Annotated in this window: 21 protein-coding genes, 2 rRNA genes and 1 pseudogene; 4 read left to right on the top strand and 20 right to left on the bottom strand. The window is 54.7% G+C overall.

Annotation, left to right across the window (positions count from 1 at the left end; all coding sequences use genetic code 11):
- Window positions 1-21 precede the first annotated feature (21 nt).
- Window positions 22-1,269: an FAD-dependent oxidoreductase gene (locus WCS52_12210; GenBank protein MEI6167950.1), complete on the top strand. Its 1,248-nt coding sequence runs from the start codon at window positions 22-24 to the stop codon at window positions 1,267-1,269.
- Here WCS52_12210 and WCS52_12215 read toward each other — a convergent pair.
- The 3 genes from WCS52_12215 to WCS52_12225 are packed head-to-tail and all read right to left on the bottom strand — an operon-like array spanning window position 1,252 to window position 2,659.
- Complete coding sequence (locus WCS52_12215) at window positions 1,252-1,953, bottom strand: VTT domain-containing protein (GenBank protein MEI6167951.1); 702 nt, start codon at window positions 1,951-1,953, stop codon at window positions 1,252-1,254. The genes WCS52_12210 and WCS52_12215 overlap by 18 nt on opposite strands.
- On the bottom strand, window positions 1,946-2,368 hold the full coding sequence (locus WCS52_12220) for a YcgN family cysteine cluster protein (protein ID MEI6167952.1): 423 nt from the start codon (window positions 2,366-2,368) through the stop codon (window positions 1,946-1,948). The genes WCS52_12215 and WCS52_12220 overlap by 8 nt, the downstream gene beginning before the upstream one ends.
- Window positions 2,369-2,383: 15 nt before the next feature.
- Window positions 2,384-2,659: a hypothetical protein gene (locus WCS52_12225; GenBank protein ID MEI6167953.1), complete on the bottom strand. Its 276-nt coding sequence runs from the start codon at window positions 2,657-2,659 to the stop codon at window positions 2,384-2,386.
- A 135-nt stretch (window positions 2,660-2,794) separates the two neighbouring features.
- Between WCS52_12225 and WCS52_12230 the strand changes: the two genes are divergently transcribed.
- Window positions 2,795-4,651, top strand: coding sequence for an ATP-binding cassette domain-containing protein (locus WCS52_12230; protein MEI6167954.1), 1,857 nt, complete (start codon window positions 2,795-2,797; stop codon window positions 4,649-4,651).
- Here the strand turns inward: WCS52_12230 and WCS52_12235 are convergent.
- From WCS52_12235 to WCS52_12265, 7 genes are all read right to left on the bottom strand, one after another.
- The gene (locus WCS52_12235) at window positions 4,620-5,303 is read right to left on the bottom strand and encodes a hypothetical protein (GenBank protein MEI6167955.1); all 684 of its coding nucleotides are present in this window, start codon (window positions 5,301-5,303) and stop codon (window positions 4,620-4,622) included. The genes WCS52_12230 and WCS52_12235 overlap by 32 nt on opposite strands.
- Window positions 5,304-5,341: 38 nt before the next feature.
- The gene (locus tag WCS52_12240) at window positions 5,342-5,791 is read right to left on the bottom strand and encodes a GatB/YqeY domain-containing protein (GenBank protein ID MEI6167956.1); all 450 of its coding nucleotides are present in this window, start codon (window positions 5,789-5,791) and stop codon (window positions 5,342-5,344) included.
- 54 nt (window positions 5,792-5,845) lie between these two features.
- Entirely contained in the window at window positions 5,846-6,166 is a 321-nt protein-coding gene (locus tag WCS52_12245) for a cupin domain-containing protein (GenBank protein ID MEI6167957.1), read from the bottom strand.
- Between the two features lie 25 nt (window positions 6,167-6,191).
- Complete coding sequence (locus WCS52_12250; GenBank protein MEI6167958.1) at window positions 6,192-6,824, bottom strand: nitroreductase family protein; 633 nt, start codon at window positions 6,822-6,824, stop codon at window positions 6,192-6,194.
- 2 nt (window positions 6,825-6,826) lie between these two features.
- Window positions 6,827-7,453, bottom strand: coding sequence for a superoxide dismutase (locus WCS52_12255; GenBank protein ID MEI6167959.1), 627 nt, complete (start codon window positions 7,451-7,453; stop codon window positions 6,827-6,829).
- 331 nt (window positions 7,454-7,784) lie between these two features.
- Window positions 7,785-8,849: a metallophosphoesterase family protein gene (locus WCS52_12260; protein MEI6167960.1), complete on the bottom strand. Its 1,065-nt coding sequence runs from the start codon at window positions 8,847-8,849 to the stop codon at window positions 7,785-7,787.
- A gap of 76 nt (window positions 8,850-8,925) precedes the next feature.
- Window positions 8,926-10,530, bottom strand: a complete 1,605-nt coding sequence (locus tag WCS52_12265; protein ID MEI6167961.1) for an FAD-dependent oxidoreductase — start codon at window positions 10,528-10,530, stop codon at window positions 8,926-8,928.
- A gap of 186 nt (window positions 10,531-10,716) precedes the next feature.
- Here WCS52_12265 and WCS52_12270 point away from each other — a divergent pair, with 186 nt between their 5' ends.
- Window positions 10,717-11,583 (top strand): tetratricopeptide repeat protein, encoded by an 867-nt coding sequence (locus WCS52_12270; protein ID MEI6167962.1) that lies wholly within the window; start codon window positions 10,717-10,719, stop codon window positions 11,581-11,583.
- Window positions 11,584-12,071: 488 nt separating this feature from the next.
- Here WCS52_12270 and serC read toward each other — a convergent pair whose 3' ends face one another.
- On the bottom strand, window positions 12,072-13,148 hold the full coding sequence (gene serC / locus WCS52_12275; protein ID MEI6167963.1) for a 3-phosphoserine/phosphohydroxythreonine transaminase: 1,077 nt from the start codon (window positions 13,146-13,148) through the stop codon (window positions 12,072-12,074).
- 134 nt (window positions 13,149-13,282) lie between these two features.
- Here serC and ilvC point away from each other — a divergent pair, with 134 nt between their 5' ends.
- Window positions 13,283-14,383: a ketol-acid reductoisomerase gene (ilvC, locus tag WCS52_12280; protein MEI6167964.1), complete on the top strand. Its 1,101-nt coding sequence runs from the start codon at window positions 13,283-13,285 to the stop codon at window positions 14,381-14,383.
- Window positions 14,384-14,470: 87 nt separating this feature from the next.
- Here the strand turns inward: ilvC and WCS52_12285 are convergent, their stop codons facing one another.
- From WCS52_12285 to WCS52_12325, 9 genes and pseudogenes are all read right to left on the bottom strand, one after another.
- Window positions 14,471-15,592 carry a glycosyltransferase family 4 protein gene (locus WCS52_12285; protein ID MEI6167965.1) on the bottom strand — a complete coding sequence of 374 codons (1,122 nt, stop codon included), beginning with the start codon at window positions 15,590-15,592 and terminating at the stop codon, window positions 14,471-14,473.
- 39 nt (window positions 15,593-15,631) lie between these two features.
- The gene (gene pyrE / locus WCS52_12290; GenBank protein ID MEI6167966.1) at window positions 15,632-16,207 is read right to left on the bottom strand and encodes an orotate phosphoribosyltransferase; all 576 of its coding nucleotides are present in this window, start codon (window positions 16,205-16,207) and stop codon (window positions 15,632-15,634) included.
- Between the two features lie 110 nt (window positions 16,208-16,317).
- Window positions 16,318-18,300: pseudogene (gene metG / locus WCS52_12295) on the bottom strand (methionine--tRNA ligase).
- 227 nt (window positions 18,301-18,527) lie between these two features.
- On the bottom strand, window positions 18,528-20,996 hold the full coding sequence (priA, locus tag WCS52_12300) for a primosomal protein N' (GenBank protein ID MEI6167967.1): 2,469 nt from the start codon (window positions 20,994-20,996) through the stop codon (window positions 18,528-18,530).
- A 145-nt stretch (window positions 20,997-21,141) separates the two neighbouring features.
- Window positions 21,142-21,750 (bottom strand): type II secretion system protein, encoded by a 609-nt coding sequence (locus WCS52_12305; GenBank protein MEI6167968.1) that lies wholly within the window; start codon window positions 21,748-21,750, stop codon window positions 21,142-21,144.
- Window positions 21,751-21,987: 237 nt separating this feature from the next.
- Window positions 21,988-22,362 (bottom strand): metallopeptidase family protein, encoded by a 375-nt coding sequence (locus WCS52_12310; protein MEI6167969.1) that lies wholly within the window; start codon window positions 22,360-22,362, stop codon window positions 21,988-21,990.
- Between the two features lie 137 nt (window positions 22,363-22,499).
- A complete protein-coding gene (msrA, locus tag WCS52_12315; protein ID MEI6167970.1) occupies window positions 22,500-23,033 on the bottom strand; it encodes a peptide-methionine (S)-S-oxide reductase MsrA in 534 nt (177 codons plus the stop codon).
- Window positions 23,034-23,305: 272 nt separating this feature from the next.
- Window positions 23,306-23,420 (bottom strand): 5S ribosomal RNA (rrf, locus tag WCS52_12320).
- A 65-nt stretch (window positions 23,421-23,485) separates the two neighbouring features.
- Window positions 23,486-23,855: ribosomal RNA gene (locus WCS52_12325) — 23S ribosomal RNA — on the bottom strand; the annotation flags it as partial.

Here is a 23,855-nt window from a genome sequence, read left to right on the forward strand (position 1 = left end):
TTCATTTAACCTGATCAACAAATGACAACCTCAATACATGAACCCGGACGTGACCTCCCTGTTGCAGGGAGGTTTGATGTGGTGGTGGTGGGCGGCGGAATTGCCGGCGTGGCGGCCGCCGTCGCGGCCGCACGAAACTCTGTCACGGTCTGCCTGATCGACAAGGAAAGCGCACTAGGTGGACTCGCCACCCTGGGTAACGTCACGACCTGGTTACCGATTTGTGATGGCCATGGCCGCCAAGTGATCGGCGGGCTTGGTGAAGAACTGCTGAAACTCTCAGTCGCCAATTTGCGAAACGACAATCCGACCGCCCAATTCGTCAATATCCCGGCCTGCTGGCGTCCGGGCGGTAAGGTGGCGGAACGGAAGCAGCTTCGCTATCAGACCGATTTCAATCCGTCCGATTACCTCTTTGCCCTTGAAAAACTGGTGGTGGATTCGGGCGTAAAGCTCATGTATGACACCCGGTTCTGCGCCATCCGCCGCGAGGCCAATGGTCTTTCGCACCTCATTGTTGAAAACAAATCCGGTCGCTTTGCCCTTGCCTGCGGCACGGTCGTGGATGCCACAGGTGATGCCGACGTTTGTTTCCTGGCCGGCGAAAGAACCGAGTCGTTGAATTCCAACGTCCCCTGCGGTTGGTATTATACGTTCAAAAAGGGTCAGCTTGAGCGACATGCGCATTCAAATCCTTACAATTCCTACGGCACGCAAGAGGGGGTCCATGGCCCCTTCTTCAGGGGCGATGATGGCGAGCAGGTAACCGGTCATATCTTAAAATCCCGCGAACTGGCCCGTGCCAAACTGGCCAAACTCCGCGAATTGCACCCCGAAGAGGACGTGCAGCTTATCACCCCGGCCACTATCGCCTGCTTTCGTATGACGCGGCGTCTGGCCGGCCCGTTTTCCCTTGGCGAACAGCATATGCATCACTGGTTTGATGACACCATCGGGCTGACGGGAGACTGGCGGAAGGCCGGCCCGGTATACGCCCTGCCCTTGCGAACCCTCTGCGCGCCCCACACCCCCAACCTTCTCGTGGCCGGACGGTGCATTTCCGCCGACACCACGGTATGGGATGTGACGCGTGCCATCCCCACCTGCGTGGTCTCAGGGGAAGCGGCAGGCACGGCCGCGGCGCTCGCGGTCAGAACGACACACTCCAACGTTCAGGCGCTGGATATCGGAGCCTTGCAGCAGCAGCTTCAATCGCAGGGCGTATTGCTCGATCCCGCCTTGGTCAAACCTTTAGCCGCCACTCCCTGACTTTTCCTTACGTCGTTGAACCAACCGGACCATCCGGTCCTGCATCAACACTCCCGCAACGAACAAGCCCAGGGCGATGACCGATGCCGCAATGACGGGGCCATAGGCCTTGGCCTCCACATGGGCGCCGATGTAAGAAGAAAGCAGAATGCCGGGGAACCGGGCGACCATGGCGGCGATAAAAAAATGGAGCGGCCTGACCGGCGTCAGTCCGGCAATGTAGGTCAGGATATCCTTGGGGCTGCCGGGAATAAGGAACAACATCACAATAATTAACTCGGTTTTAGGATGATTCAGCAGAAATCCAAATTTATCGAAAGATTTTGCAGGCATCATCACTTGCAATAAAGGCAAGCCGAACCAGCGCCCCAGGGCGAATACGACCACTGAACCCATCAAAATTCCGATCATTGAGAATAATGTGCCCGGGATGGTTCCATAAATAAACCCGCCGGCAAACTGGGTCACTTCGCCCGGAATCGGGGCAATCACCACTTGCACCGCTTGAAACAGGACAAATATTGCCGCACCCCATATGCCAAAGGAGGCAAGGTAGTCCCCCACCTTATTTGCATTGCTGAGGAACCGGGTTAAAGGGGCGGCATACATTACCGTGACATAGGCCAATCCCGCCACAATCGCCACCAGTACTATGCCTTTTGCCCACAGCTTCTTTTTATTCATAGTTACCAACCGGCTCAGGAATCACATGGCCTCGCACCGACATCCCGGCCCGACAGGTGGAGTCCGGATTTCCAGTAATCAGCGGATGCCACGACGGCAGATCATGCCCTTCGGTCAACAGGCGGTAGGTGCAGCTGGCCGGCAGCCAGGCCAGCGTCTCCGGGGTACACCGGAATAAGTCCACGCATTCCGGCATCCGTTTCTTCCGGGTGCCATAGCAGGCACAACGGCAGCTCTCAAGATCGAGATGGCGGCAAGCCCACTTGGTGTAATGGACCTTCAAGGTGTCAGGGTCTTCATACTTGATGACACAACATCGGGCGCACCCGTCGCAAAGGGAGTCCCACTCCGCGCGCGTCATCGCCCCCAGCGCCTTGCGCTTCCAGAAGGGACGCTCTGTTGTTCCGCTCTTCATCACGCTGCCCACTGTTTACTGTCCACTGCCCGCTGACTCTCCCAGCGCCTTTTTCATGGCCGTGCGGGCAAGTTGCAAGTCGTCGAAGGAGATATTCCGGCGCTGATAACGCGCCTCCATCCGCTCAATAAAGTTCTCCCAATCTTCACGCGTCGGTGGTGTGGTATAGTCGAAGCGTTCTTCAGTGGCCAGTTTGAACTGCCAACTGACCTTGCCCCGTTCCACTGACCACCGCACGTCCCGCTTGATTCCATCCGCATTTTTTTCAATCCAGCATATCTGGCGCATCATAACCTGAATCTCCTGTCGTTGTGAACGTTCAGTCTATCACCTCCCCCCGCAGGGGTGTAGGACAAATGCACAGAAGCGCGCTTGAAAAACTGGCGCAGATTCCCCATAGTGTCGCCCTTTGAAAGATACCCCCCTATGGCCTTATTAAGTTTAAAAGATGTCAGCGTGAGTTATGGCGGTCTTCCGTTGCTGGATAATGTGGAGTTCCATGTTGAGCGAGGAGATCGCATCTGCCTGTTAGGAGCCAATGGGGCGGGCAAAAGCACCATGCTCCGTATTCTCGCCGGGGAGTCCAAGCCGGACCTGGGTAAAGTCATCCAGCCCCCCGGGACCCGCGTCAGCCGGCTCCCCCAGCAAGTCCCGCTCCACCTGACCGGACGGGTCCTTGACATTGTCTGCCCTGATCCCGACGCACTGGATAATCATCGTGACGCGCTGGAAGCCGAACAGATCCTGACCCGCCTGCAAGTGGATCCCGAGGTCCATTTCGAAACCCTTTCCGGGGGAACCCGCCGCCGTGTGCTCCTCGCCCGCACCCTCCTGGGCAAACCCGACGTCGTGCTTCTGGATGAACCGACCAATCATCTGGACCTGGATTCCATTGCCTGGCTGGAAGGGTACCTTCTGCGCCACTGCCGGACGTTCCTCTTCATCACCCATGACCGGGCCTTCCTGCGGCGCATCGCCTCACGTGTGGTTGAACTTGATCGTGGCCATCTCGTTGACTGGCGCTGTGACTATGACACGTTCCTGAAACGTAAGGAGGAGACCCTCCAGGCGGAAGCCCTGTTATGGGAGCGTACTGACAAGCGGCTGGAGAAGGAAGAAGCCTGGCGCCGCCGAGGCGTAAAGGCACGTACGGTCCGTAATCAGGGCCGGGTCCGGGCCCTGGAAGCGTTGCGCACGGAACGCCGCCAGCGACGCGAGCGGACCGGCGCCGTTCAGATGGCGATTCAGGAAGCAGACCGGACAGGCCAGATTGTCCTGAAGGCCGAGTCCGTTGTCTTCGGCTATGACAACCGTGCCCTGATCCATGATTTCACGGAGGTCATTACCCGCGGCGACCGGATCGGGATTCTCGGCCCCAATGGATGCGGCAAGACGACCTTGCTTCGCCTGTTGCTTGAACCCAGCGGCACCGGACTCACGCCGCTCTCCGGCAAAATTGCACATGGCACCAACCTGCAAATCGCCTATTCCGACCAGCTTCGCGCCCAATTGGATGAAACCCAGTCACTGGCCGAAAACATTGCCCAGGGCAAGGAATTCATCATGATGCAGGGCGTCAAACGCCATGTCATGGGGTATCTTGAGGACTTCCTGTTCACCCCCGACCGGGCGCGACAGCCGGTATCCGTCCTGTCGGGCGGGGAACGTAACCGGCTTTTGCTGGCACGTCTGTTTGCGCAACCCTCCAATGTGCTGGTCCTGGATGAGCCCACCAATGATCTGGATCTCGACACGCTGGAGTTGCTTGAAGAACAACTGGCCGCCTATACCGGAACCGTTCTCATCGTCAGCCATGACCGTTCCTTTTTAAATAATGTGGTCACGAGTGTACTGGCTTTCGAAAAACATCCACCGGGCCGGAATGATATCTGGCTGAAGCCGGATGACGGCTGGTTTGTTAACGAATACGTGGGCGGGTATGATGACTGGGCCGCCAAGCGCCTGCTCCCGCCTGAAGCTGAGCCGGCCGCCAAACCGGGGCCCCTTAAGACAGAGCCCATGGCCCAGCGCAAACTGACCTTCCGCGAGCGCAAGGAACTGGATGAATTGCCCGGGAAAATCGAAGCCATGGAGGAAGAACAGACCCAATGGCATGCCTGTCTGGCTGATCCGGCTTTTTTCAGAAAGCCAAAAGCAGAAATCACCAAGGTCACAGAACGCTCCGAAGCCCTGGCCACCGCCCTTCAGACCGCCTATCGCCAATGGGAGAAGCTGGAAGCGATTGCCAACCCTACTTCAACATCTGCGCCACCCGGTCCGTGATGCCGTTAAGTTCCCGGGTCAATTTGGCCCGTTCCTGATCAATTTCCACCCGCTTCCAGTTGGCCAGTGAGGCGGCATAGTCCCGATTCAGCTGCTGGAAGCGTTTTTCAATCTCCGCGGCCCGGGTATTGAGCGCAAGCAACTCCTTGACCTGCCCGTTTTCCTGCGAGGCTACATCAAGTTCTTTCCTTGCTTTTGACACTGGGGTACTGACATCAATCCCGGGGTATTGTTTCTGAAAATCCTCCCAATAGGCCAATTGGACACCGGGCGGGGAGTTGGTAAAGGTTTTGTCCGAGAGCATCTTCTCAAGCTGGGCCTTGCCGGCCGCCGCCACCCGGATCCGTTCCGCCTCCGCCCGCTGGCGCATGTCCGCTTCCTCTTTTTCCCGCGCGGCCATCTTCTCTTTTGCCTCTTCAGCGGTAACCAGAAAGGCCCGTGTGACCCGGCCCGTCATGAAATCCACGGTCCCGCGGTCATAGTAATACGTCGTCCGCTGCCCCCCCTTGACCTGCCCTTTAGGTGGCCCCAGCTTCTGAATCACCTGCTCAAACGAATCGCCTTTTACCGCCACCGGCGAGGAGTCAGCTCCGAACGCATCGGTCAGCAACAGGACAGCGGACAACGCTAACACAGAGGCGACACTATTCATTCTGGCTCCTGATTCCCGACTTCTGAATTCTTCCCCGCTTACCCCAACTGGGCAAGGACCACCTGATTGACAAGTTTACCGTCGGAACGGCCCTTGACCTTTGGCATCAGCGCCTGCATCACCTTGCCAAGGTCTTTCTTCCCGCTGGCACCGGTCTCGGCGATGATCGCTTTCACCAAGGCTTCAATTTCAGGCTGTCCCAGCTGCTGGGGCTGATACTTACGGAACCATTCGATCTCCTGCTGTTCCTTATCCGCCAGATCCTGGCGGGCGGCGGCCTTAAACTGCTCCACCGAGTCCTGCCGCTGTTTAATCGCCTTGGCCACGATGGTGGCCACCGTCTCATCCGACGGTTCCTTTCCCACATTCACCGTCGCATCCTTCACCTGGGAGTGCAACATCCGTAACGCCGATAACAGCCCCTGATTTTGCGACTTCATCGCCGTTTTAATATCCGCCAACAATGCATCCAACAAAGGTGAGCCCATATTATTCCTTCTTTCCCATTTCACATCTCACATCTGACATCTCACGTTTCACATCTACTGGTAACACACCGCCAACCAGACGGTATCCTCATCCGGCGCGGTCCATTCCACCCGGTGCCGTTCATGGGCCTTGATATTGATCCAGTCCCCGGGCTCCATGACCATCGGTTCAGGGTGCCCTTCGAACTTGAGGCAGGCCCGGCCCTTGATCAACACCAGAAACTCATGATCATCCTGATCATACCAGAAACCGTCCGGCGAGGAGTGGCCCCGGGACACAATCCGTTCAACCCACATCCCCCCCGACTGACAAATGACTTCAATAAATTCTTCAGGCAGGGCATGCGGGATGTTCTTCAATAAATTCTTCTTCATATTCAACACATTTTCTCTGGCACGCTCACCCAACCGCTTCATCCATATAGCGGATAGACATCGCCAGGGGCCGTTTCTTGGGGCCAGCCGAGATCCGGGCGGGGTAACCCACGGGGATCACCGCCATAAATTCACCTTCCGGCTCTGCGAGGAACGTCAGCACCTCATGCTTGATCAGGTACAAAATACCGAGCCATACGGTTCCCATCCCGACCGAGGTGGCGGCCAGCAGTAAATTCTGAACCGCCGCCGCAGAACTCTGAATCTCCATGGTCCTGAAGAAATCGACTTCCTCGGGCCGCTTGACCTGGAACAAATCCGAGCCATGCCGGATGAGTTCCCCGGTGTTCGCCACCGCGATCACCACCGGGGCACTGAGAATCGTGCGTGAAGCCATCCGGAGCAAGGCGCAGGAGGGCCGCGGGAACGCGCCTGCATGGCTATTCACCAAATCAGCCAGCGCGGCCTTTTTGGCATCGCGCAACACGATGAAACGCCAGGATTGCTGGTTATGGGCCGAAGGGGCCCTGTTCGCGGCCGCCAGAATGGTCAGCAGATGCATTTCAGGAACCGGCTGATCAGTAAACAGGCGGACGCTGCGCCGGTCGCGGATGGTCTGCAGCGTTTCGTTCTGCGTAATATCGGGGGTTGTGATCATCCTTACTCCTTCAACTGAGCGGCTGCAAAATCCCAGTTCACAAGCTTATCCAGAAAGGCGGTCACAAAATCCTTCCGGCGATTCTGATAGTCGAGATAATAGGCATGCTCCCAGACATCGCAACACAGCAACGCCTTCTGACCATGCGCCACCGGAGTATCGGCATTTGACGTCCGGATCACCTTCAGCCCCTCTCCCTCCACCACCAGCCAGACCCATCCGCTCCCGAACTGACCCACGGCCGCGGCCGTGAAGGCTTCCTGGAACTTCTCAAAGCTGCCAAACGACTTCACAATCATCTCCGCCAACACGCCCGAAGGCTTTCCCCCGCCGTTTGGCTTCATGCTGTTCCAGAAAAAGGTATGATTCCATATTTGCGCGGCATTATTGAAAATTGCAGGGCCATCCTTGTCCTTGGAGTTGGTGGTAACCTTAATGACCTCCACCAATGGCATCGACTCGAGTTCCGAGACCGCAATCAGTTTGTTCAAGGCGTCGGCATACCCTTTATGATGTTTGCCATAGTGAAAGCTCATGGTCCGCGCCGAAATGACCGGTTCCAAGGCGTTTTCAGCATAAGGAAGGGGGGGGACCTGAAAGGCACCAAACCCGTTGCAAGCCACCAGCATCCCGGCCACCACCGCACCTAATCCTCGATTTTTCATTCAGTCCTCCTCTGTTAATTGGGTTTAGCGAAACGGACTCAGAAAGGGTTAACATGGATGTACAGGATAAACAGGATCATTCAAAAAACAAAACCCCACCTCTGTATCCTGTAAATCCTGTATATCCATGTTGGATTCTCTTTTCTGCCTGCTAAAGGTATCTCCTTCAATGCTCCATTCTTAAGGGGCTCAGGCTTCGCGTGAGTAAATCTTGTTTTTATTCTTACTCAACAGACTACAGCAAGACCCATGACGAAAAAAGGGAAAAGCGGAGGAGTGCAGCACCAGGTGCTGATCACGGAACAGGATGGAAATCTTCAGGATGGCGAATCTGGGTTTTAACTTCTCCGGCGGCAGTCCGGATCCAGGTCGAGAAGCTCCGACTGCCTTCATCCAGTTCAATGACCCGCGCGCCACCAGCGGGGAGGCCATGATAACTGTAATCCCCGGTTTTTCGCCCGAAGGCGAGACAGATACTATGAAAGGAGGCCGCATAGTCATTGTTGTGATCATGACCGACAAAGGTGCCGAGGATCGATTTGGACTCCACCATCGCCGTAAACATCCCTGAATTCAGCTTGGGACAACTGACGTTCTCCTGCTTTTCACCCAGCACTTTACCAGCCGAAAGGGCCTCATTGTATTCAGGGAAAGGAATGTGAAAAAAAGCAAGAGACGGAAGCGGAGTTCCACCGTTGGCGTCGGTATTGATCTGGGCCTGGCGGCGGAACCACTCAATTTGACGAATGCTGAACCAGGCATAACCATCTGAACTGTTTTTGTCCGCGTAGTCACCCGAGTCCAGGCAGTAAAGGGCGGCCTTGACCTGTTGCGTCCCATGGGCCATGACCGGGAGAAGATAGTTCCCGCCTCCGCCCAACTCAGTTGGCCCGCACTTGGAAAGCGCAAAAGGCAGGGTTCCGATGAACGTGACAAGCTCATGCTGGGTCTTTCCGGAATATTCATAGTCATGATTTCCCATGACGACGGCCCAGGGGATTTTCCGATCCATTACCGGAGTGGCGAGTTTGCGCCAGGCTTCGAAGGGCTGCTCACGTGTGGTCACATTATCACCGGTAAACACGACCAGATCAGGTTTTTCCACATCCAGTACGCTGGAAATCGTCGCCACCACCCCTTCGGCCTTAGTGACGGTATCGGCAGGGTTTCCTTCCAGGAAGTGGGTGTCGGTGAATTGGACCACCTTGAATTTACCGTTCTGCGAAAATTTCAGTTCAGGCATGTTGGTTTCCTCCGCAAAAAGAGTGCCGGCCAAAAACATCACCGCCGCCATCGCGTAGAGGAATCCACGAGGATGATGACAGAGAATCAATCCGGTCTTTTTTCGAGCGAACTCCATTTGCGGAAAGAAGGTGCCATAAGATCGCCATAACCTCAAGCACGACATCGGTGCGGCAGCTTTTCCCGCAGGGGCCTCAGAGAATTTGGCCATCAGCCAACAGCCGCGCCTTGAGTTGCGGATAGGGAACCTCCTGCACGGAAGTGCCGGACTCAATGGCTATGCACGCGGCGGTGGCCGCCGACTGACCGAGCGTCATGAAGACCGGCTCCATGCGGATCGAACCGAAGGCCATATGCGAGGCGGAGAGGGCCCAGGGGACCAGTAAATTGGAACATTCAGACGCTTTAGGCACAATCGAACGGTAAGCGATGGGATACGGATGAGGAATGCGGTGCTGAATATCACCTTCATTCAGAACGCCTCCCTCCTCACTTACATAACGCTGCGTATGGTGGGAATCCATCGTGTAAGCGCCCAGGCCGATCGAGTCCTCTGCCGTAATATGACTTAAGCAGTTATGCTCGGTCATGACATAATCCGAAACCATCCGGCGACCTTCACGCACATAGATGTCGTAGGGCCAGTGCTGATGGTCGGCAAACTCATCTTTTGGAAGCCCCCAGCCGGCATAAAAGGCACGAATTTCCCAGGGGACACGCGGGTGGTGCTGCAGGGTCCAGATGAGCCCGCGCTGCCAGTTTTCGTGTGCTTTTTCAACTTCAGCACGTTTGGCATACCCGGCTTCCGCATAATTCCAGTCAGGCCCGTAGTTCATTCCGATAAAATCGCAGGAAACCGGCCCCTCATTATTGGAATCTGTTTTCCGGTTGGGCATCAGGCTGAGCTTGAAAAACCGGGTGGCGCCTTGTTCGATATGACGAAAGAGGATTTCGTACTCACGTTCATCATAGCCCTGGGGCTTCTCAACGGCCATGCGATTCGCGGGAACATCGGTGAGCACCATCCGGTAGCAATAGGACTGCAACCGCCGGTCACCGTCGCCATCCCGCCCACCCGCATCCGGATTGATGTGCGGCAGCAGGCCACTCGCAGGCGCTGAGGGAATGACATACGGACTCAGGGGCGTGATTTTGGAAAACTGGTGACTTTTGGAGCGCCCCGCCTGGATACCGCTGATCGTTTCGTTGTAAACAGAGTTGGCTTCCCGGCCGACGATGTAACTGACGCCTGAGGCCGCGAGCAGATCACCTTCATAAGTGGCATCGATATACACCTTCGCGCGGAATTCCTGCCCGGTTTCGGTGCGGATCGCCATCACTTCAATACCCTTCTTGATGACACCACTCTTCCGGTCAAGCCGGGCGACCACGACACGGACACCTGCTTCGTGTAGCATTTCATTAAGGATCCGCTCCGCCACGCCCGGCTCAAAAACCGTTGCCAGTTCCTTGCTATGGATAAACGCTTCCGCGCCCTGTCCGGCATTTTTGAACTCATTTTGGTTTTCCCAGATCCAGGCCGGTCCTTTGCGATAATGGAGATAGAGTCGGTGGTAGAATTCCCGACTGATCCCCCCCAACACGTTTTCGTCCCCGAAATCAGTCCATCCGAGACCACTGGTAGTCATTCCGCCAAGGTGGTTCGTAACCGAGATAAGCACGACCGATTTACCCATGCGCGCGGCCTGGATGGCCGCCGTTACGCCGCCTGAGCCCCCGCCATACACACACACATCAATAGGGTTATCGGGGGTGTTGAGCTTTTGTGCGGTTTTCATATTAATATTAATTAACTTTCTTTGCCGGAAATTGCAAGGTCACGCAATGCCTAATTGCCCGTTTTCCGAACAGCCCGTTCTGGACTGTTTCTTCTAAACCCACCCTTTTCGAGCTACGTCTAATTGGACTTGGCTAATTGGGCTTGGCTTGACGGATGCCTTTTGCCACTATGAGGCATGAAGAAAATGCATAGGCTTGCACTTTTCCTAGGGCTTTTTTTTTCGGTCGCCATTTCATTTGCCGCAGTTGAAACGCTTCCCATTTCACTCTCCTCACCCCAGGGCTGGTGCACAAAGGCCGCCGCCCAGGCCTTGACCGAATTCCGCGCTCACGCCCCGTCCGACACCAACGCGCTTCTGGAATCCCTGATTTCAACTGGCCAAGCGCTTGAACTGGCCGACGAAACCACTGAAGCGGCGCGCCTGTATGGGCAGGCCATCATGCTCGCCCGAAGCCAAATTCAGAATACCGGGACCAACAAGGAAGCCAGCTTACGCTCCTATATCCAGTCGCTCATTCATCTTGGCGGGGTGGCTTATGACAAAACCCATTACGAGGAAGCCGAGAAACTCTGTCATAGCGCCGTTGAGGCGGCGCGACTCACTTTGCCAGAAAAGGACCTACTGGTTAAGATCGCCCGTAACCGCTATGCGCTCGCACTCGGCCAGCGGTATCAACCCGAACAACGCCGGGCACTCTATCTCTCTCTGGAAGCGTCCTGCGTCAAGGCCTTCGGGAAACGTCACGAAGAGACCGCGCTCGTCCTTGACGAACTCGCGGCGATAGCCATGATAACGTCCGACTATAAACAGGCAGCCAGCTACGCGGCGGAAGCCCTCAAAATCCGTCGCCGCCTCCTGAGCACCAACCACCCCCGTTTGGCGGATTCGATCAACCACCTGGCATCCGTAGATTTCGCCAGGAACAATCGCTCAGATATGGTGCCCCTGCTCAAGGAAGCCCTGAAGATACGAACCGAGGCCTTTGGCCCCGACCATCCCAAGACCGCGCTCTCCCGCAAAAACCTGGAATTGTTCGGGAGCGTCAAATAGTCATATAGCGGCGACCAGGGCAGACGCATCTAAAAATGCTCGAAATAAAGGGGATTTTACCACGGAGACGCGGAGATTCAGGGAGAGAATTCAAAGATAATGTTGCGGAATTTGTAATTCCGGAGTACCGAAATTAAAAATTCCGCAACGGTTTTCTGGAGTAATACCACGAGAAAGAGGGATTAAAGAATACGTGGCACGACCTGGCCAAAGGAACCTGGCCGAAAGAAATGGCCTGCTGTGAGTGAGTCGCACTGTCGAAGTATTCGTCTGTGTTCCTCAAGGAAACCGTGGCGTTTATTCCGCCCACATGTACTCATGAGGGCGGAATAAACGCCACATTTGCATTTTCTGCTCTCTCTAAATCTCCGCTTCTCCGCGGTAAATCTTCCTCGTTTCCCAGTCAGTGCGAATCAGGGGAAGATTCCGTTGTTTTGCGGCATTTAGAGGCGTCTGCCCTGTAGCGGCACAGGACGCCCGAATGCGGATTACCCGTTTTTCTTCTCGAATTCCTTCATGAAGGCCACCAGGGCCTCCACACCGGCGACCGGGAAGGCATTATAAATGGAAGCGCGAATGCCGCCGACCATCCGATGTCCCTTCAAGCCCTTCATCCCCTGCTTTGAGGCTTCCTTGATGAAGGTTTCCTCCAGGGCTTCCGTAGGAAGACGGAAGGTAATATTCATGTCAGAACGGAACTCCTTAACCGCTGTCCCCTTATAAAAAGAGCTGCTGTCGAGGGCATTGTAAATTCGGGCCGCCTTATCCACATTCTGCTTGTAGAGGTTCTCCTGCCCCATTTGCAGGATCCACCGTGTCACCAGCGACAAGACATAGATGCCAAAGGTCGGCGGGGTATTGTAGAGGGAGTTTTCCTCAATATGCGTCTTGTACTTGAGCATGGTGGGTGCGTTGGCAGGAGCCCGCTCCGCCAACTCTTTCCGCATGACCACCAGCGCCAATCCCGACGGGCCCAGATTCTTCTGAGCCCCGGCATAAATCAAGCCGAACTGGTTGATATCGAAGGGACGGGACAGGATATCCGAGGACATATCCGCAACCAGAGGCGCTTCCGTTTTGGGAAACACCTTCCACTGGGCTCCGGAAATCGTCTCATTGGAGGTGATATGCACATACGCCGCGCCCTTGGTAAACTTCAGATCCCCGTTCTTAGGCATCCGGGTGGGAATATCTTTGCCGGTATTGGCGATGACATTCACCGCTCCAACCAGTTTGGCCTCTTTAACCGCTTTGTCCGCCCAGGTTCCCGAGTTGACATAATCAGCTGACTGCCCTGCCCCCAACAGATTCATGGGAACCATGGCAAACTGCATGCTGGCGCCACCCTGAATGAACAACACCGAGTAATCATCGGACAATTTCAGCAATTTCTTGACGTTTTCAACCGCCTCGAGGTGCACCGCATCGTATTCCTTGCCCCGGTGGCTATGTTCCATGATGGACATGCCTGACCCCTTGAAATCAAGCAACTCTTTTTGGACCTCTTCAAGGACTTCAACAGGCAACACCGCAGGACCCGCTCCAAAATTGAATACACGCGCCATAAAAATGCCTCTTTCTTGATAAAGTTGAGCCCGCATTGTAGTCAGTGCGCCAAAATCTTCAACTGCGTAATTACGATTGACGTGGCTTCAAAAACTTCTACACTTCATGTCTTTTCAAAAGGAGTATATAAATTATGGCATTGATTACATTCGGTAAAGAGAAGGAAAACATCGTCACCCGCAAGGAATTTTCTGTCGCCAAGGCGCGCAAAGTTCTGGCCAAAGAGACCATCGCCATCATCGGCTATGGCGTTCAGGGCCCCGCACAGGCATTGAACCTCAAGGACAACGGATTCAAGGTCATCATCGGGCAGGCTCCTGAATTCAAAAAGGACTGGGATCGCGCCTGTAAGGATGGCTGGGTTCCGGGCAAAACCTTGTTTGATATCCCCACCGCCGTGAAGCGCGCGACCATCATTCAGTTGTTGGTGTCCGATGCCGCCCAGCGTCAGGTGTGGCCGACCATCAAGGCGAATCTGAAGCCCGGTGATGCCCTTTATTTCTCCCACGGGTTTTCGATCGTGTACAAGGATCAGACCAAAGTGATCCCGCCCAAAGATGTGGATGTCATCATGGTCGCGCCCAAGGGGTCCGGCTTGAACGTCCGTCGTAACTTCCTCTCAGGCGCTGGCATCAACTCCAGCTTTGCCGTTGAGCAGGATGCCACCGGCCGCGCGACCGAGCGTTGCATTGCACTGGGCATCGGCATTGGCTCCGGCTACCTGTTCCCCACCACCTTCAAAAAAGAGGTGTGCAGCGATCTGACCGGGGAACGCGGCGTGCTGATGGGCGCCCTGGCTGGCATGATGCAGGCCCAGTATGATGTCCTGCGCTCCAATGGCCATTCGCCCAGCGAGTCCTTCAATGAGACCGTTGAGGAGTTGACCCAGAGCCTTATCCGCCTCGTGGACGAAAACGGGATGGACTGGATGTACCAGAACTGCTCGGTCACCGCCCAGCATGGTGCGTTGAAATGGCGCCCCATCTTCCACAAGGCCAATCTGCCGGTCTTCAAGAAACTCTATCAGTCGGTCAAGGTGGGTCAGGAAACCCGCGAAGTCCTCCGCGATTGCGGCGGCAAGGACTACCAGAAGTTCCTCGCCAAGAAACTGGCCGAGATCCACCAGTCGGAAATGTGGCAGGCGGGTGCCGCCGTGCGCGCATTGCGTCCGAAATTGGCAGCCAAGGCCATTGACAAGAACGTCAAGGGCGTGGGCGGCCGGTTGTCGAACTAACTGAACCTCATTCAGTTAAAAGGGCAGGACTTAATGGTCCTGCCCTTTTTATTTTCACCGTCTCACGTGCGTCTTACATCTCACGCCTTACGTCTTACCTCTTCTCACGGTCTCTTCCATCAGCGCCAAAGTCTCGCGTGCGGCCTTGTCCCAGGTGAAGGTTTTGACCCACTCCAGCCCATTCGCCCGCATCTGCGCGTACAAAGCGGGATCACTGAGCAACTGCTCCAGGCGCGCCTCCATGGCAGCCACATCGCCATGGGGCACCAGAAAGCCGGTCTTGCCGTCCTGTACGGCCTCATTCAAACCGGGCGAATCACTTGCCACCACCACGGTGCCGCAGGAATTGGCCTCAAGAACAGACAACCCCCAGCCTTCCTTGGGAGACGGGTAAATCAGGACATCCGCCTGCTGCATCAGCTGAATTTTGCGTTCATGCGAAATCCTGCCGGTAAACTCAACATTCTGTTCAACGCCTAAATCCCCTGTCAGCTTACGGAGTGGCTCAAGATAGTCCCCCGCGCCCACGATCTGGAAAAGGATATCGGGATAGCGGGATCTCAGCCTGACGACCGCCTCAATTCCCTGCTGGATGCCCTTGTACCGTTTGATCCGACCCACATAAATAAAAGTAGGCCTGACCCGGGGCGGCTTAACGGCCGGCGCGGGGTAGTCCGCATGCGTAAACCCGGGGTGAATCACCCGCGTCTGGTCCATGGGAATTCCCCGGGCCACCAAATCCACCTGGGTGCTCTTGGACAAAAGGGAGAACATGCACCGGCGATACGCCTTTGAGATCCCGCGCTCGAGCAAATACACATAGGAGGCGGGGAGGAAGGAAACCTCCTGGAAGACAGTACTGCCAAACAGATGCGGGACAATGGCCATAATCGGCGTTTTACGTTCAAACAGCGGCAGGTAAAAGGGGATTTTGTCAATGCCTTCAATGATCAGGTCGTACTGATTGGCCCGCAATTCAGTCCGGTAGACCCAAGGCGCCATGTAATTGAAGTAGGCTTGTCGCCCCCGCCGGATAATACGAATTCCGGCCTGGAGTTCTTCCGGGGCCCCGCCCTCAAAGCCATTGCAGAGATAGTCCACCCGATGCCCCAGCGCCACGATGCGACGGAAGACCTCATACAGCACAATTTCCGCCCCCCCCGCCAGGGGGTGCTTCATGTCACGGTATTCAATAAGGAGAATGTTCATGAGGGAGAATTCGGAATCCAGGATTCTGCTTTCATTTTCTCATGATCCCGGATGTTCGAGCGTCACCTTTTGCGCGCACAGCGGACAGGTTTTGGGATCAAAGGTCACGGGCTCCATCTGAAGCAGACTCACGGTGGGCGGCACGAAACGGGCTTTCCCGCCGCTCCGGTCCACGAGGACGGTCACCGCCACGACCTTACCCCCACGTCCCTCGATGATGTCGATGGTTTCCTGCACGCGCCCGCCACGGGTAATCACGTCCTCGGCCACCACGAAGGCCGCGCCTTTCGGGACCTCGAACCCGCGCCGCAACACCAAGGCGCCCTCGTGCTTCTCGGCAAAAATAGAGACCACCCCCAGCGTCTTGGCCACTTCATGCCCCACAAAGAGCCCGCCCATGGCCGGCGCGATCACGCCATCCACATGGAGCCCTGGATGTTCTTTCCGGAGTTTCTGTACGAGGGCCTCACACAACCGCGCCGCAATACGCGGCTGCTGCAGCACTTTGGCGCATTGAAAGAACTGGTCGCTATGCAATCCCGAGCGGAGCTCAAAGTGCCCCTTCAACAGGGCCTTGGTTTCGAGAAAGACGTTCAATACTTCATTGTCGGTCATAATGTCTCCTTTATTGACTTTTCCATCCCCTCACCCTAACCCTCTCCCTCAAGGGGAGAGGGAACAGAACTTCACCCTCTCCCCTTGAGGGAGAGGGCTGGGGTGAGGGGTTATTTCACCACGGCCCCTGAGGGGAACTCGCCATCCACCGTGATCAGTTTTAATTCTTTTCCGATACTGGCGGCCAATAGCATGCCATTGGATTCCACGCCGCGGATCGTGGCCGGTTTCAGGTTAGCCACCACCACGACGGTTTTCCCAATCAACGCGGCGGGCTCATAATGCAAGGCGATCCCCGCCACCAGCTGGCGTTTTTCGCCCCCCACCTCAATCTGGAGCTTCAATAACTTATCCGCCCCCGCGACTTTTTCTGCCTCTAAAATTTTGGCGGTTCGCAATTGAATCTTCTGAAAATCAGCATACTCCGCCAAGGCCACGCCAACGGGGGCCGGTACCGGCGACACGCCGGTTACTAAAACTGAGGCTTTCCCTGTAGCAACCGCCGTTACGGCGGCATCTTTAGAGGTAGGTACCGGCGCCACCACAGGCATAATCCGAGGGAAGAGCGACTGCATCTCACCTAAGCGGCTCCCCGGCTTTAACAAGCCCCATTCTTTAAGGGACCTGATATCTGGCACCGTTTCCTGAATGCCCAATAACACCCGCAATTCACTCATCTTGGCGGGCATGACCGGATACAATAATCCGCTGACGATCCGCAAGGTTTCCGCCGCCGTGTACAAAACCGTATGCAACGGACGCTTGTCCTCCTGCTTGGCCAACGTCCAAGGCTGCTTGATCTCGAGATAGCGGTTGGCCGCACGTACTACATTGGCTACGGCCGTCAGCCCCAGATCCAAACGCATATTGGCAATCGTGGTTTCCATCGTGCGGGCGGCATCCAGCGCGGCCGTCCGTAGCGTGAGTTCATCCTCGCCGCTCACATCGGGCTCCGGCAAAAGGCCCCCGGTATAGGTGCTGATCATCTTGATCAACCGGCTGAGCATATTACCCAGATCATTGGCCAGATCCGCATTATAACGGCGGATAAAAGCCTCCTCGGTGAAGCTGGCATCCTGTCCCAGGACCATCTCCGCCATCAGAAAATAGCGGAAGGCATCGACCCCGTATTTATCAACGAACTGCATGGGGTCAACGACATTCCCGGTCGTCTTGCTCATCTTGCTGTCCCCCATCAGCCACCATCCATGGGCGAACACCGCCTCGGGCAGCTCAACCCCCATGGCCTTGAGCATGATGGGCCAATAGACGGTATGCGTCGTCAGGATGTCCTTGCCGATCAGGTGATAGGAGGCCGGCCACCACTTCTTGAATTTCTCATCATCGGACAGATATCCCACGGCACTGATATAATTTGTCAGGGCGTCGCACCAGACATAGGCGACAAAATCCTTATCAAAAGGCAGTTCAATGCCCCAGCTCAGGCGGCTCTTCGGACGGGATACACACAGGTCATTCAACTTTTTGCGCAGGAATCCAAGGGTTTCGTTCCGCCTGAAATCAGGCTGAATGAACTTCGGATGATCCTGAATATACTGAATAAGCCACTCCTGATACTTGCTCATTCTTAGGAAATAGTTGGATTCACGAATCCGCTCGACGGGCCGTTTACAGTCGGGACAGGCGCCATTATCCAGATCTTTCTCCATGAAGAACCGTTCACAGGGCACGCAATACCAACCGTCATATTCCGCGCGGTAAATCTCATCCTTCTCGTATAGCTTCTGGAAGATTTCCTGAACCACCGTTTTATGCCGGGGCTCGGTGGTCCGGATAAAATCATCGTTTGTAATTTCAAGTTTTTTCCATAATTCCTGGAAGCGGACCACCGTGGTGTCCGCATGTTGCTGGGGAGTCACCCCGCCCTTTTCAGCCGCCTGTTGGACCTTCTGCCCATGCTCATCCGAGCCCGTCAGGAAAAAGGTGGGCACGCCCAGTAACCGGTGATAGCGGGCCAGAACATCAGCCAGGATCGTGGTATACGCATGCCCGATATGGGGCCGGTCATTCACGTAGTAAATCGGCGTCGTCACATAAAACTTATTAGTCTGCATAGCAATATCCTCTAGTTGTTTAAAATAACGGCTAAACCATCAAAAGCAAAGCCAAGAAAAGACTTCACCACTAATTTTGGAAATGAGGGAAAGCCAGAAAAATAAAACCGTTGCGGCATTTTTATCCCGCAATTGCGGGATAAAAATGCCGCAACATTCTTTTTTCTTAGCGTACTTTGCGGACTTCTGTTTAAACTCTTTTCTGAATTTCTCCCATTTCCCAAATTAGTGGTGAAGTCCCCTCTCTACATCAGGGAGACGGCGTCGACATCGATGACGACGGAGACACCATGGGGCCAATGGAATTCACGGGCTACCACTTTTAACGGGGTGGTAATGGCTTTAGTCGTTGGAGCCCGGAGCATGATCTGATGGCGGAACTGGCCTTTTGCCTTTTCCAAAGGAGCCGGGGATGGGCCGCTGACAATGACATCCGACGAGAGTAATGGCTGAAGCTGGGCGGTAAACTGTTCCGCCGCCTTCGTCACCTTGACCTGATCCAGTCCCTTGATGCCGACACAGACCAGATGGCCATAGGGCGGGTAGCCCAGCTCCCGCCGGAACTCATTTTCCTGATCACAAAAACCATCATAGTCCAACCGCCGCGCGGCCTGAATTGCCTGATGAAACGGAGTTGACGTCTGAACGATCACCTCTCCGGGAATCTCACCACGCCCGGCCCGCCCCGCCACCTGAGTCAACAGCTGAAAGGTACGTTCACTGGCCCTGAAATCAGGCATATGCAGGCTCATGTCGGCATTCAGCACCCCGATCAGCGTCACATTTGGAAAGTCCAACCCTTTGGCGATCATCTGCGTCCCGACCAGTATGTCAATTTTTCCGGTTTTGAATTCATTCAAAATCCGCCGATGCGAATCCTTGCCCCGCGTGGCATCCGCATCCATACGGGCAATTCTGGCGTGCGGGAACAGTTTGCCGACAGTTACCTCGACCCGCTGAGTGCCGATACCGGCAAACTTAAAAGCGGGATCCTGACAGCCCGGACACCGGTCGGGCACCCCCTGGATCGCCCCGCAAATGTGGCATTTGAGCGTCTCATCGTGCCGGTGATAGGTCATGGAAATGCTGCAGTCGTTACACTTGGCGACCAGCCCGCACTTCGGGCAAACCAGCGAGGAGGCATAGCCGCGACGATTCAGGAACAGTATGACCTGCTCGGCTTTGTCCAGCCGCTTGCGGACCGCATCCAGAAGGTCGCGGGAGAACACGGACAACCGTCCCGTCCGCTCCGCTTCCTGGCGCATATCCACCACCCGCATGTGGGGCATGGCGCGGTGGTCCACCCGATTCATCATTTCCACCAGATGATACTTGCCATTTTTCGCATTGGCGAAGGATTCAAGCGCTGGCGTGGCCGATCCAAGCAACACGGCGCATTTCTCAAAATGCCCGCGCATCACCGCCACATCGCGCGCATGATAACGAGGCATTTCCTCCTGCTTGTAGGTGTGCTCATGCTCCTCATCCACCACAATGAGCCCCAGATTGGCCACAGGCGCGAAAACGGCTGACCGTGCCCCCACCACGATCCGGGCAATCCCATCATGGATCCGGTGCCACTCATCATGCCGCTCGCCGGACGATAAGTGGCTATGAAGCACCGCGATCGTATCACCGAACCGTCCACGGAACCGCTCAATGGTTTGGGGGGTAAGCGAGATTTCCGGGACCAGGACAATGGCCCCCTTGCCTTGGCTGAGGGCATAATCAATCGCTTGGAGATAGACTTCCGTCTTGCCGCTGCCGGTTACGCCGTGGAGGAGGATGACGGAGGAGGATGAAGGGAGCGCCACACACGCCTTCTTCTCCCTCTCCCCTTGAGGGAGAGGGTTGGGGTGAGGGGTGCTACCCACTCGTGAAACTCCCCCTTTGTTCCGGGAATCCCCCTCACCTCGGTCCTCTCCCTCAAGGGGAGAGGAAGGTTTAGGGCTACCGCTCACCTTATCGATCGCCTGTTTCACCACCTCCAATGCTGCCGCCTGTCCCGTCATCAAGGCGAGTGGCTCAGTATGCAAAATCGTGTGGGTGGCAAACGGATCACGCTGGGCCGCCTGCTTATTGATGAGGACCAGCCCTTTTTTCTCAAGGGTACGAACCGTCGCGGCTTCGGCCCCTGAAAGCTTGACGAGGTCATGAAGGAACATCCCCCCCCGGGCACGGAGAAGCTCGAGCACGGCGACCTGTTTGGGGGATTTTAGGCGGACCGAAACGCTTGAAGAGACCCTCACCCCAGCCCTCTCCCCTGAAGGGAGAGGGAGTCCGCTCGCAGGCCCCCCTCTCCCTTCAGGGGAGAGGGCTGGGGTGAGGGTGTTGATTATGGATAGTTCCGATTTCGCCGGGACTAATTCCACAAACAACTGTTCCTTGAATTTTGCGCTTTGATTGCGTACGGCCCCCGGCAGCACCGCTTGCACGGCCAATTCAACGGGGGCGCAATAATAGTCCGCCATCCAGCGGGCAAGCTTCAGGAGGCTTTCCGCAATGTAGGGCTTCTCACCCACCACCGACTCAATCGCCTTGAGCTTGGGATGACCGGAAGAGTGGCTGAAACCGACGACATAGCCCTGGGTTTGCCTGGGGCCGAAGGAGAGATTGACCCTGGACCCGAGCCGAACCTGAGCGGTCAAGGAGTCGGGAATCAGGTAGTCGAATTCCTTGTCTACGGCAACATCAACTACGATTTTGGCGATCATGGGTGGAAAATCTGAACAGATATATTTATGAGTGTAAAGCTAATCAGCATACAACCTTTTAAGTGCTGCAATCTCATTAGGTCCGAAAAATAAAAAGCCGGAACCATAGTGGCTTCCGGCTTACAGTGCAACAAATCAAACAGCTTTAATTTTCTTTAATCGTGAGCCCTGTCATAAGATACTTGTGAATAATTTTACCAGTTGATTTATCTGGCTCCAAAATCGTCATTCTGCCTTGGTGCGTGATTACTAACGCTAATCTGTCGCCAAAAGGCTTAATGAGCGGGTCCAGTTCCCAGGTTGTTTGCGTTGGATCCTTCACATTCCTGGAAATAAGGAAGGGCATATCATCTCGACTCTGCGGATCTACCACAACCTTCCACGCTACTTGGTCTTTCGTTAAATCCGACCAATTCGTAGTCGCACAGGCGGGCATTTCAGGCCCAGAAACAAATGCGGGGGTGACATTAAGAATACCCATCGAGCCCCACAATTTAAAATAATCGGTCGCAGTAGCCGCATTGGTATCCACCGGCCACACCGACGTTTCATAACGCGCACTTCTCGCCAGATTTTCAGCATAGATCATGGTGGCAATCTGTTTGCCACTGCTACCGGCACTCGTAGCTTTAGCTTTCAACACTGCACCAGAAATCGCGGGAAACAATAGGCCAGCCAAAATTCCGATAATGGCGATAACCACCAACAACTCGATCAACGTAAACCCTTTAACTTTGCCAAACAGCTTACTCATAGAGAACTCCTTATTGATGATTAACCACTTCTTTGCTGAAACTAAAACGAAGTAAGCCTATACCAACTGCATAAGGTCGTCAATAGGCTCGTTTTATTACTAAACTCTAGATGCGTCGAAATCTTCAATTATATCCAGATTTTGACAGAATTTACAAAATGTTCAAAATAAGAAAAACGTCTTTTGCTTCATAAAATATTTTGTTGATTCTGTTCATTCTGTCAACGCTTCGCGATTTTACGCCAAATCCCGCTCGCTCAACTCGTCTTCATCCAGACCCAAATAGTGGCCCCACTCATGCAGCAGGGTCTTCCGGAGTTCAACCCGATAGCGGGGCATATCGGCCTGCGCTTCGTCCCAAATATTAAAAAGGAATAAAAAGATTTCCGTGGGCATGGGATCCGATGCCTCATGAGGATAGTCATCGCCCACAAACAAGCCCATGACGTCCGCTTCAACCCCATCGGCAAGGAGGTCAGGTGGTGGCGATTTCTCGAAAATAATCGGGATATCCTGGATTTTAGAGCGGATTTGAGGGGGAAGTCGGCTGATTAACAGAGATGTCTCCTCGTCAGCGACATCGCGCAACCGAGTCCAAAGAGGATCATGCATAATCAATACTTTTTCCGCTCTTTTTTTGTGGGAGGGGCACTATGTGCCGCGACAGCCCTATTCTGTCACTGAAAGGAACAGTCGCGGCGCATAGCGCCCCTCCCACGGGATAGGATATTGAATCCGCAGGAGTGGACTCACTCAAGAGTGTGCTCTTTTTTTATCTTCTCGAGCTTGGGGGCGATGATAAACCGGCAATAGGGGGCGGACTTATTTTTATTGAAATATTCGGCATGATAGTCCTCGGCGGGATAAAATTCCCTGGCCGGGGCGATCTGCGTCACTATCGGCGACTTAAACTTTCCTGATTGATCGAGAGAGTGTTTGGATTTTTCCGCAGCCATCTTTTGATCCGAATCATAATAAAAGATCACCGAGCGGTATTGAGTACCCACATCGGCGCCCTGCCGGTTCAATGTGGTGGGGTCATGGCTCAGCCAGAATATTTCCAATAAACTTTCGAAAGACACACCATGAGGATCGTACGAGACCTGGACGACCTCGGCATGACCGGTGTCCCCGGCACAGACTTGCTTATATGTTGGATTTTTAGTTTCCCCGCCGGAATATCCCGATCTGACCGAGATGACACCGGGGACACGCTGAAAGATGGCTTCGGAGCACCAGAAACAGCCTGACCCGAACATGACTACCGCAGGATTAGTATTCATAAGTGGGGAACTTTCGTTGGTAATGACGGGAGCAGAAGAAGATGACAGCGCCAGGAATGATGAGAAGGCCAACAGATACACCATTTTAAACATCTTTTACGTCCTGTTTTAATAAATGGAGGGTTTTGCTCTGCCAAAACCATCTTATGCGGCGCTGACAGAGCAGCGCCCTCCATTGAATTCCAAAGACTTTGACTGAACGTATACTGCGGAAGGTGGATGAGCGCAATAAAAAAGGGCTTGTGATGTTACTCACAAGCCCTCGAAAAAAAATCCGGCAACGTGCTACTCTCCCAAAGCCAAAGCTCTAGTACCATCGCCGCTGAGACCCTTCACTTCCGTGTTCGGTATGGGAACGGGTGTTACCTTCTCGCCATGGTCACCGGAAAAATCCAATAAAGTAAAAATAGAGATGGGTAAGAAAGAAATTAAGTCAAAGGTAAGGTCAAAATAAAGTCAAGCCACACGGCTGATTAGTACTGGTCAGCTGAAACCCTCACGGGCCTTACACCTCCAGCCTATCAAGGTCGTAGTCTACAACCTGCCTTTAGCTCCTTGCGGAGGGGAGATCCAATCTTGGAAGAGGCTTGGCGCTTAGATGCTTTCAGCGCTTATCCTTTCCGTACATAGCTACCCAGCGATGCTCCTAGGATGGAACAACTGGAACACCAGAGGTACGTCATTCCCGGTCCTCTCGTACTAAGGAATGTTTTCCTCAAATCTCCTACGCCCACAGCGGATAAGGACCAAACTGTCTCACGACGTTTTGAACCCAGCTCGCGTACCGCTTTAATTGGCGAACAGCCAAACCCTTGGGACCTT

The sequence above is a fragment of the bacterium genome (assembly GCA_037128595.1).
GTDB lineage: Bacteria > Verrucomicrobiota > Kiritimatiellia > CAIKKV01 > CAITUY01 > JAABPW01.

Coding starts and splice junctions, on each gene's coding strand:
- WCS52_12210 (MEI6167950.1), top strand. CDS start 22: ATGACAACCTCAATACATGAACCCGGACGTGACCTCCCTGTTGCAGGG.
- WCS52_12215 (MEI6167951.1), bottom strand. CDS start 1,953: ATGAATAAAAAGAAGCTGTGGGCAAAAGGCATAGTACTGGTGGCGATT.
- WCS52_12220 (MEI6167952.1), bottom strand. CDS start 2,368: ATGAAGAGCGGAACAACAGAGCGTCCCTTCTGGAAGCGCAAGGCGCTG.
- WCS52_12225 (MEI6167953.1), bottom strand. CDS start 2,659: ATGATGCGCCAGATATGCTGGATTGAAAAAAATGCGGATGGAATCAAG.
- WCS52_12230 (MEI6167954.1), top strand. CDS start 2,795: ATGGCCTTATTAAGTTTAAAAGATGTCAGCGTGAGTTATGGCGGTCTT.
- WCS52_12235 (MEI6167955.1), bottom strand. CDS start 5,303: ATGAATAGTGTCGCCTCTGTGTTAGCGTTGTCCGCTGTCCTGTTGCTG.
- WCS52_12240 (MEI6167956.1), bottom strand. CDS start 5,791: ATGGGCTCACCTTTGTTGGATGCATTGTTGGCGGATATTAAAACGGCG.
- WCS52_12245 (MEI6167957.1), bottom strand. CDS start 6,166: ATGAAGAAGAATTTATTGAAGAACATCCCGCATGCCCTGCCTGAAGAA.
- WCS52_12250 (MEI6167958.1), bottom strand. CDS start 6,824: ATGATCACAACCCCCGATATTACGCAGAACGAAACGCTGCAGACCATC.
- WCS52_12255 (MEI6167959.1), bottom strand. CDS start 7,453: ATGCTGGTGGCTTGCAACGGGTTTGGTGCCTTTCAGGTCCCCCCCCTT.
- WCS52_12260 (MEI6167960.1), bottom strand. CDS start 8,849: ATGGAGTTCGCTCGAAAAAAGACCGGATTGATTCTCTGTCATCATCCT.
- WCS52_12265 (MEI6167961.1), bottom strand. CDS start 10,530: ATGAAAACCGCACAAAAGCTCAACACCCCCGATAACCCTATTGATGTG.
- WCS52_12270 (MEI6167962.1), top strand. CDS start 10,717: ATGCATAGGCTTGCACTTTTCCTAGGGCTTTTTTTTTCGGTCGCCATT.
- serC (MEI6167963.1), bottom strand. CDS start 13,148: ATGGCGCGTGTATTCAATTTTGGAGCGGGTCCTGCGGTGTTGCCTGTT.
- ilvC (MEI6167964.1), top strand. CDS start 13,283: ATGGCATTGATTACATTCGGTAAAGAGAAGGAAAACATCGTCACCCGC.
- WCS52_12285 (MEI6167965.1), bottom strand. CDS start 15,592: ATGAACATTCTCCTTATTGAATACCGTGACATGAAGCACCCCCTGGCG.
- pyrE (MEI6167966.1), bottom strand. CDS start 16,207: ATGACCGACAATGAAGTATTGAACGTCTTTCTCGAAACCAAGGCCCTG.
- priA (MEI6167967.1), bottom strand. CDS start 20,996: ATGATCGCCAAAATCGTAGTTGATGTTGCCGTAGACAAGGAATTCGAC.
- WCS52_12305 (MEI6167968.1), bottom strand. CDS start 21,750: ATGAGTAAGCTGTTTGGCAAAGTTAAAGGGTTTACGTTGATCGAGTTG.
- WCS52_12310 (MEI6167969.1), bottom strand. CDS start 22,362: ATGCATGATCCTCTTTGGACTCGGTTGCGCGATGTCGCTGACGAGGAG.
- msrA (MEI6167970.1), bottom strand. CDS start 23,033: ATGAATACTAATCCTGCGGTAGTCATGTTCGGGTCAGGCTGTTTCTGG.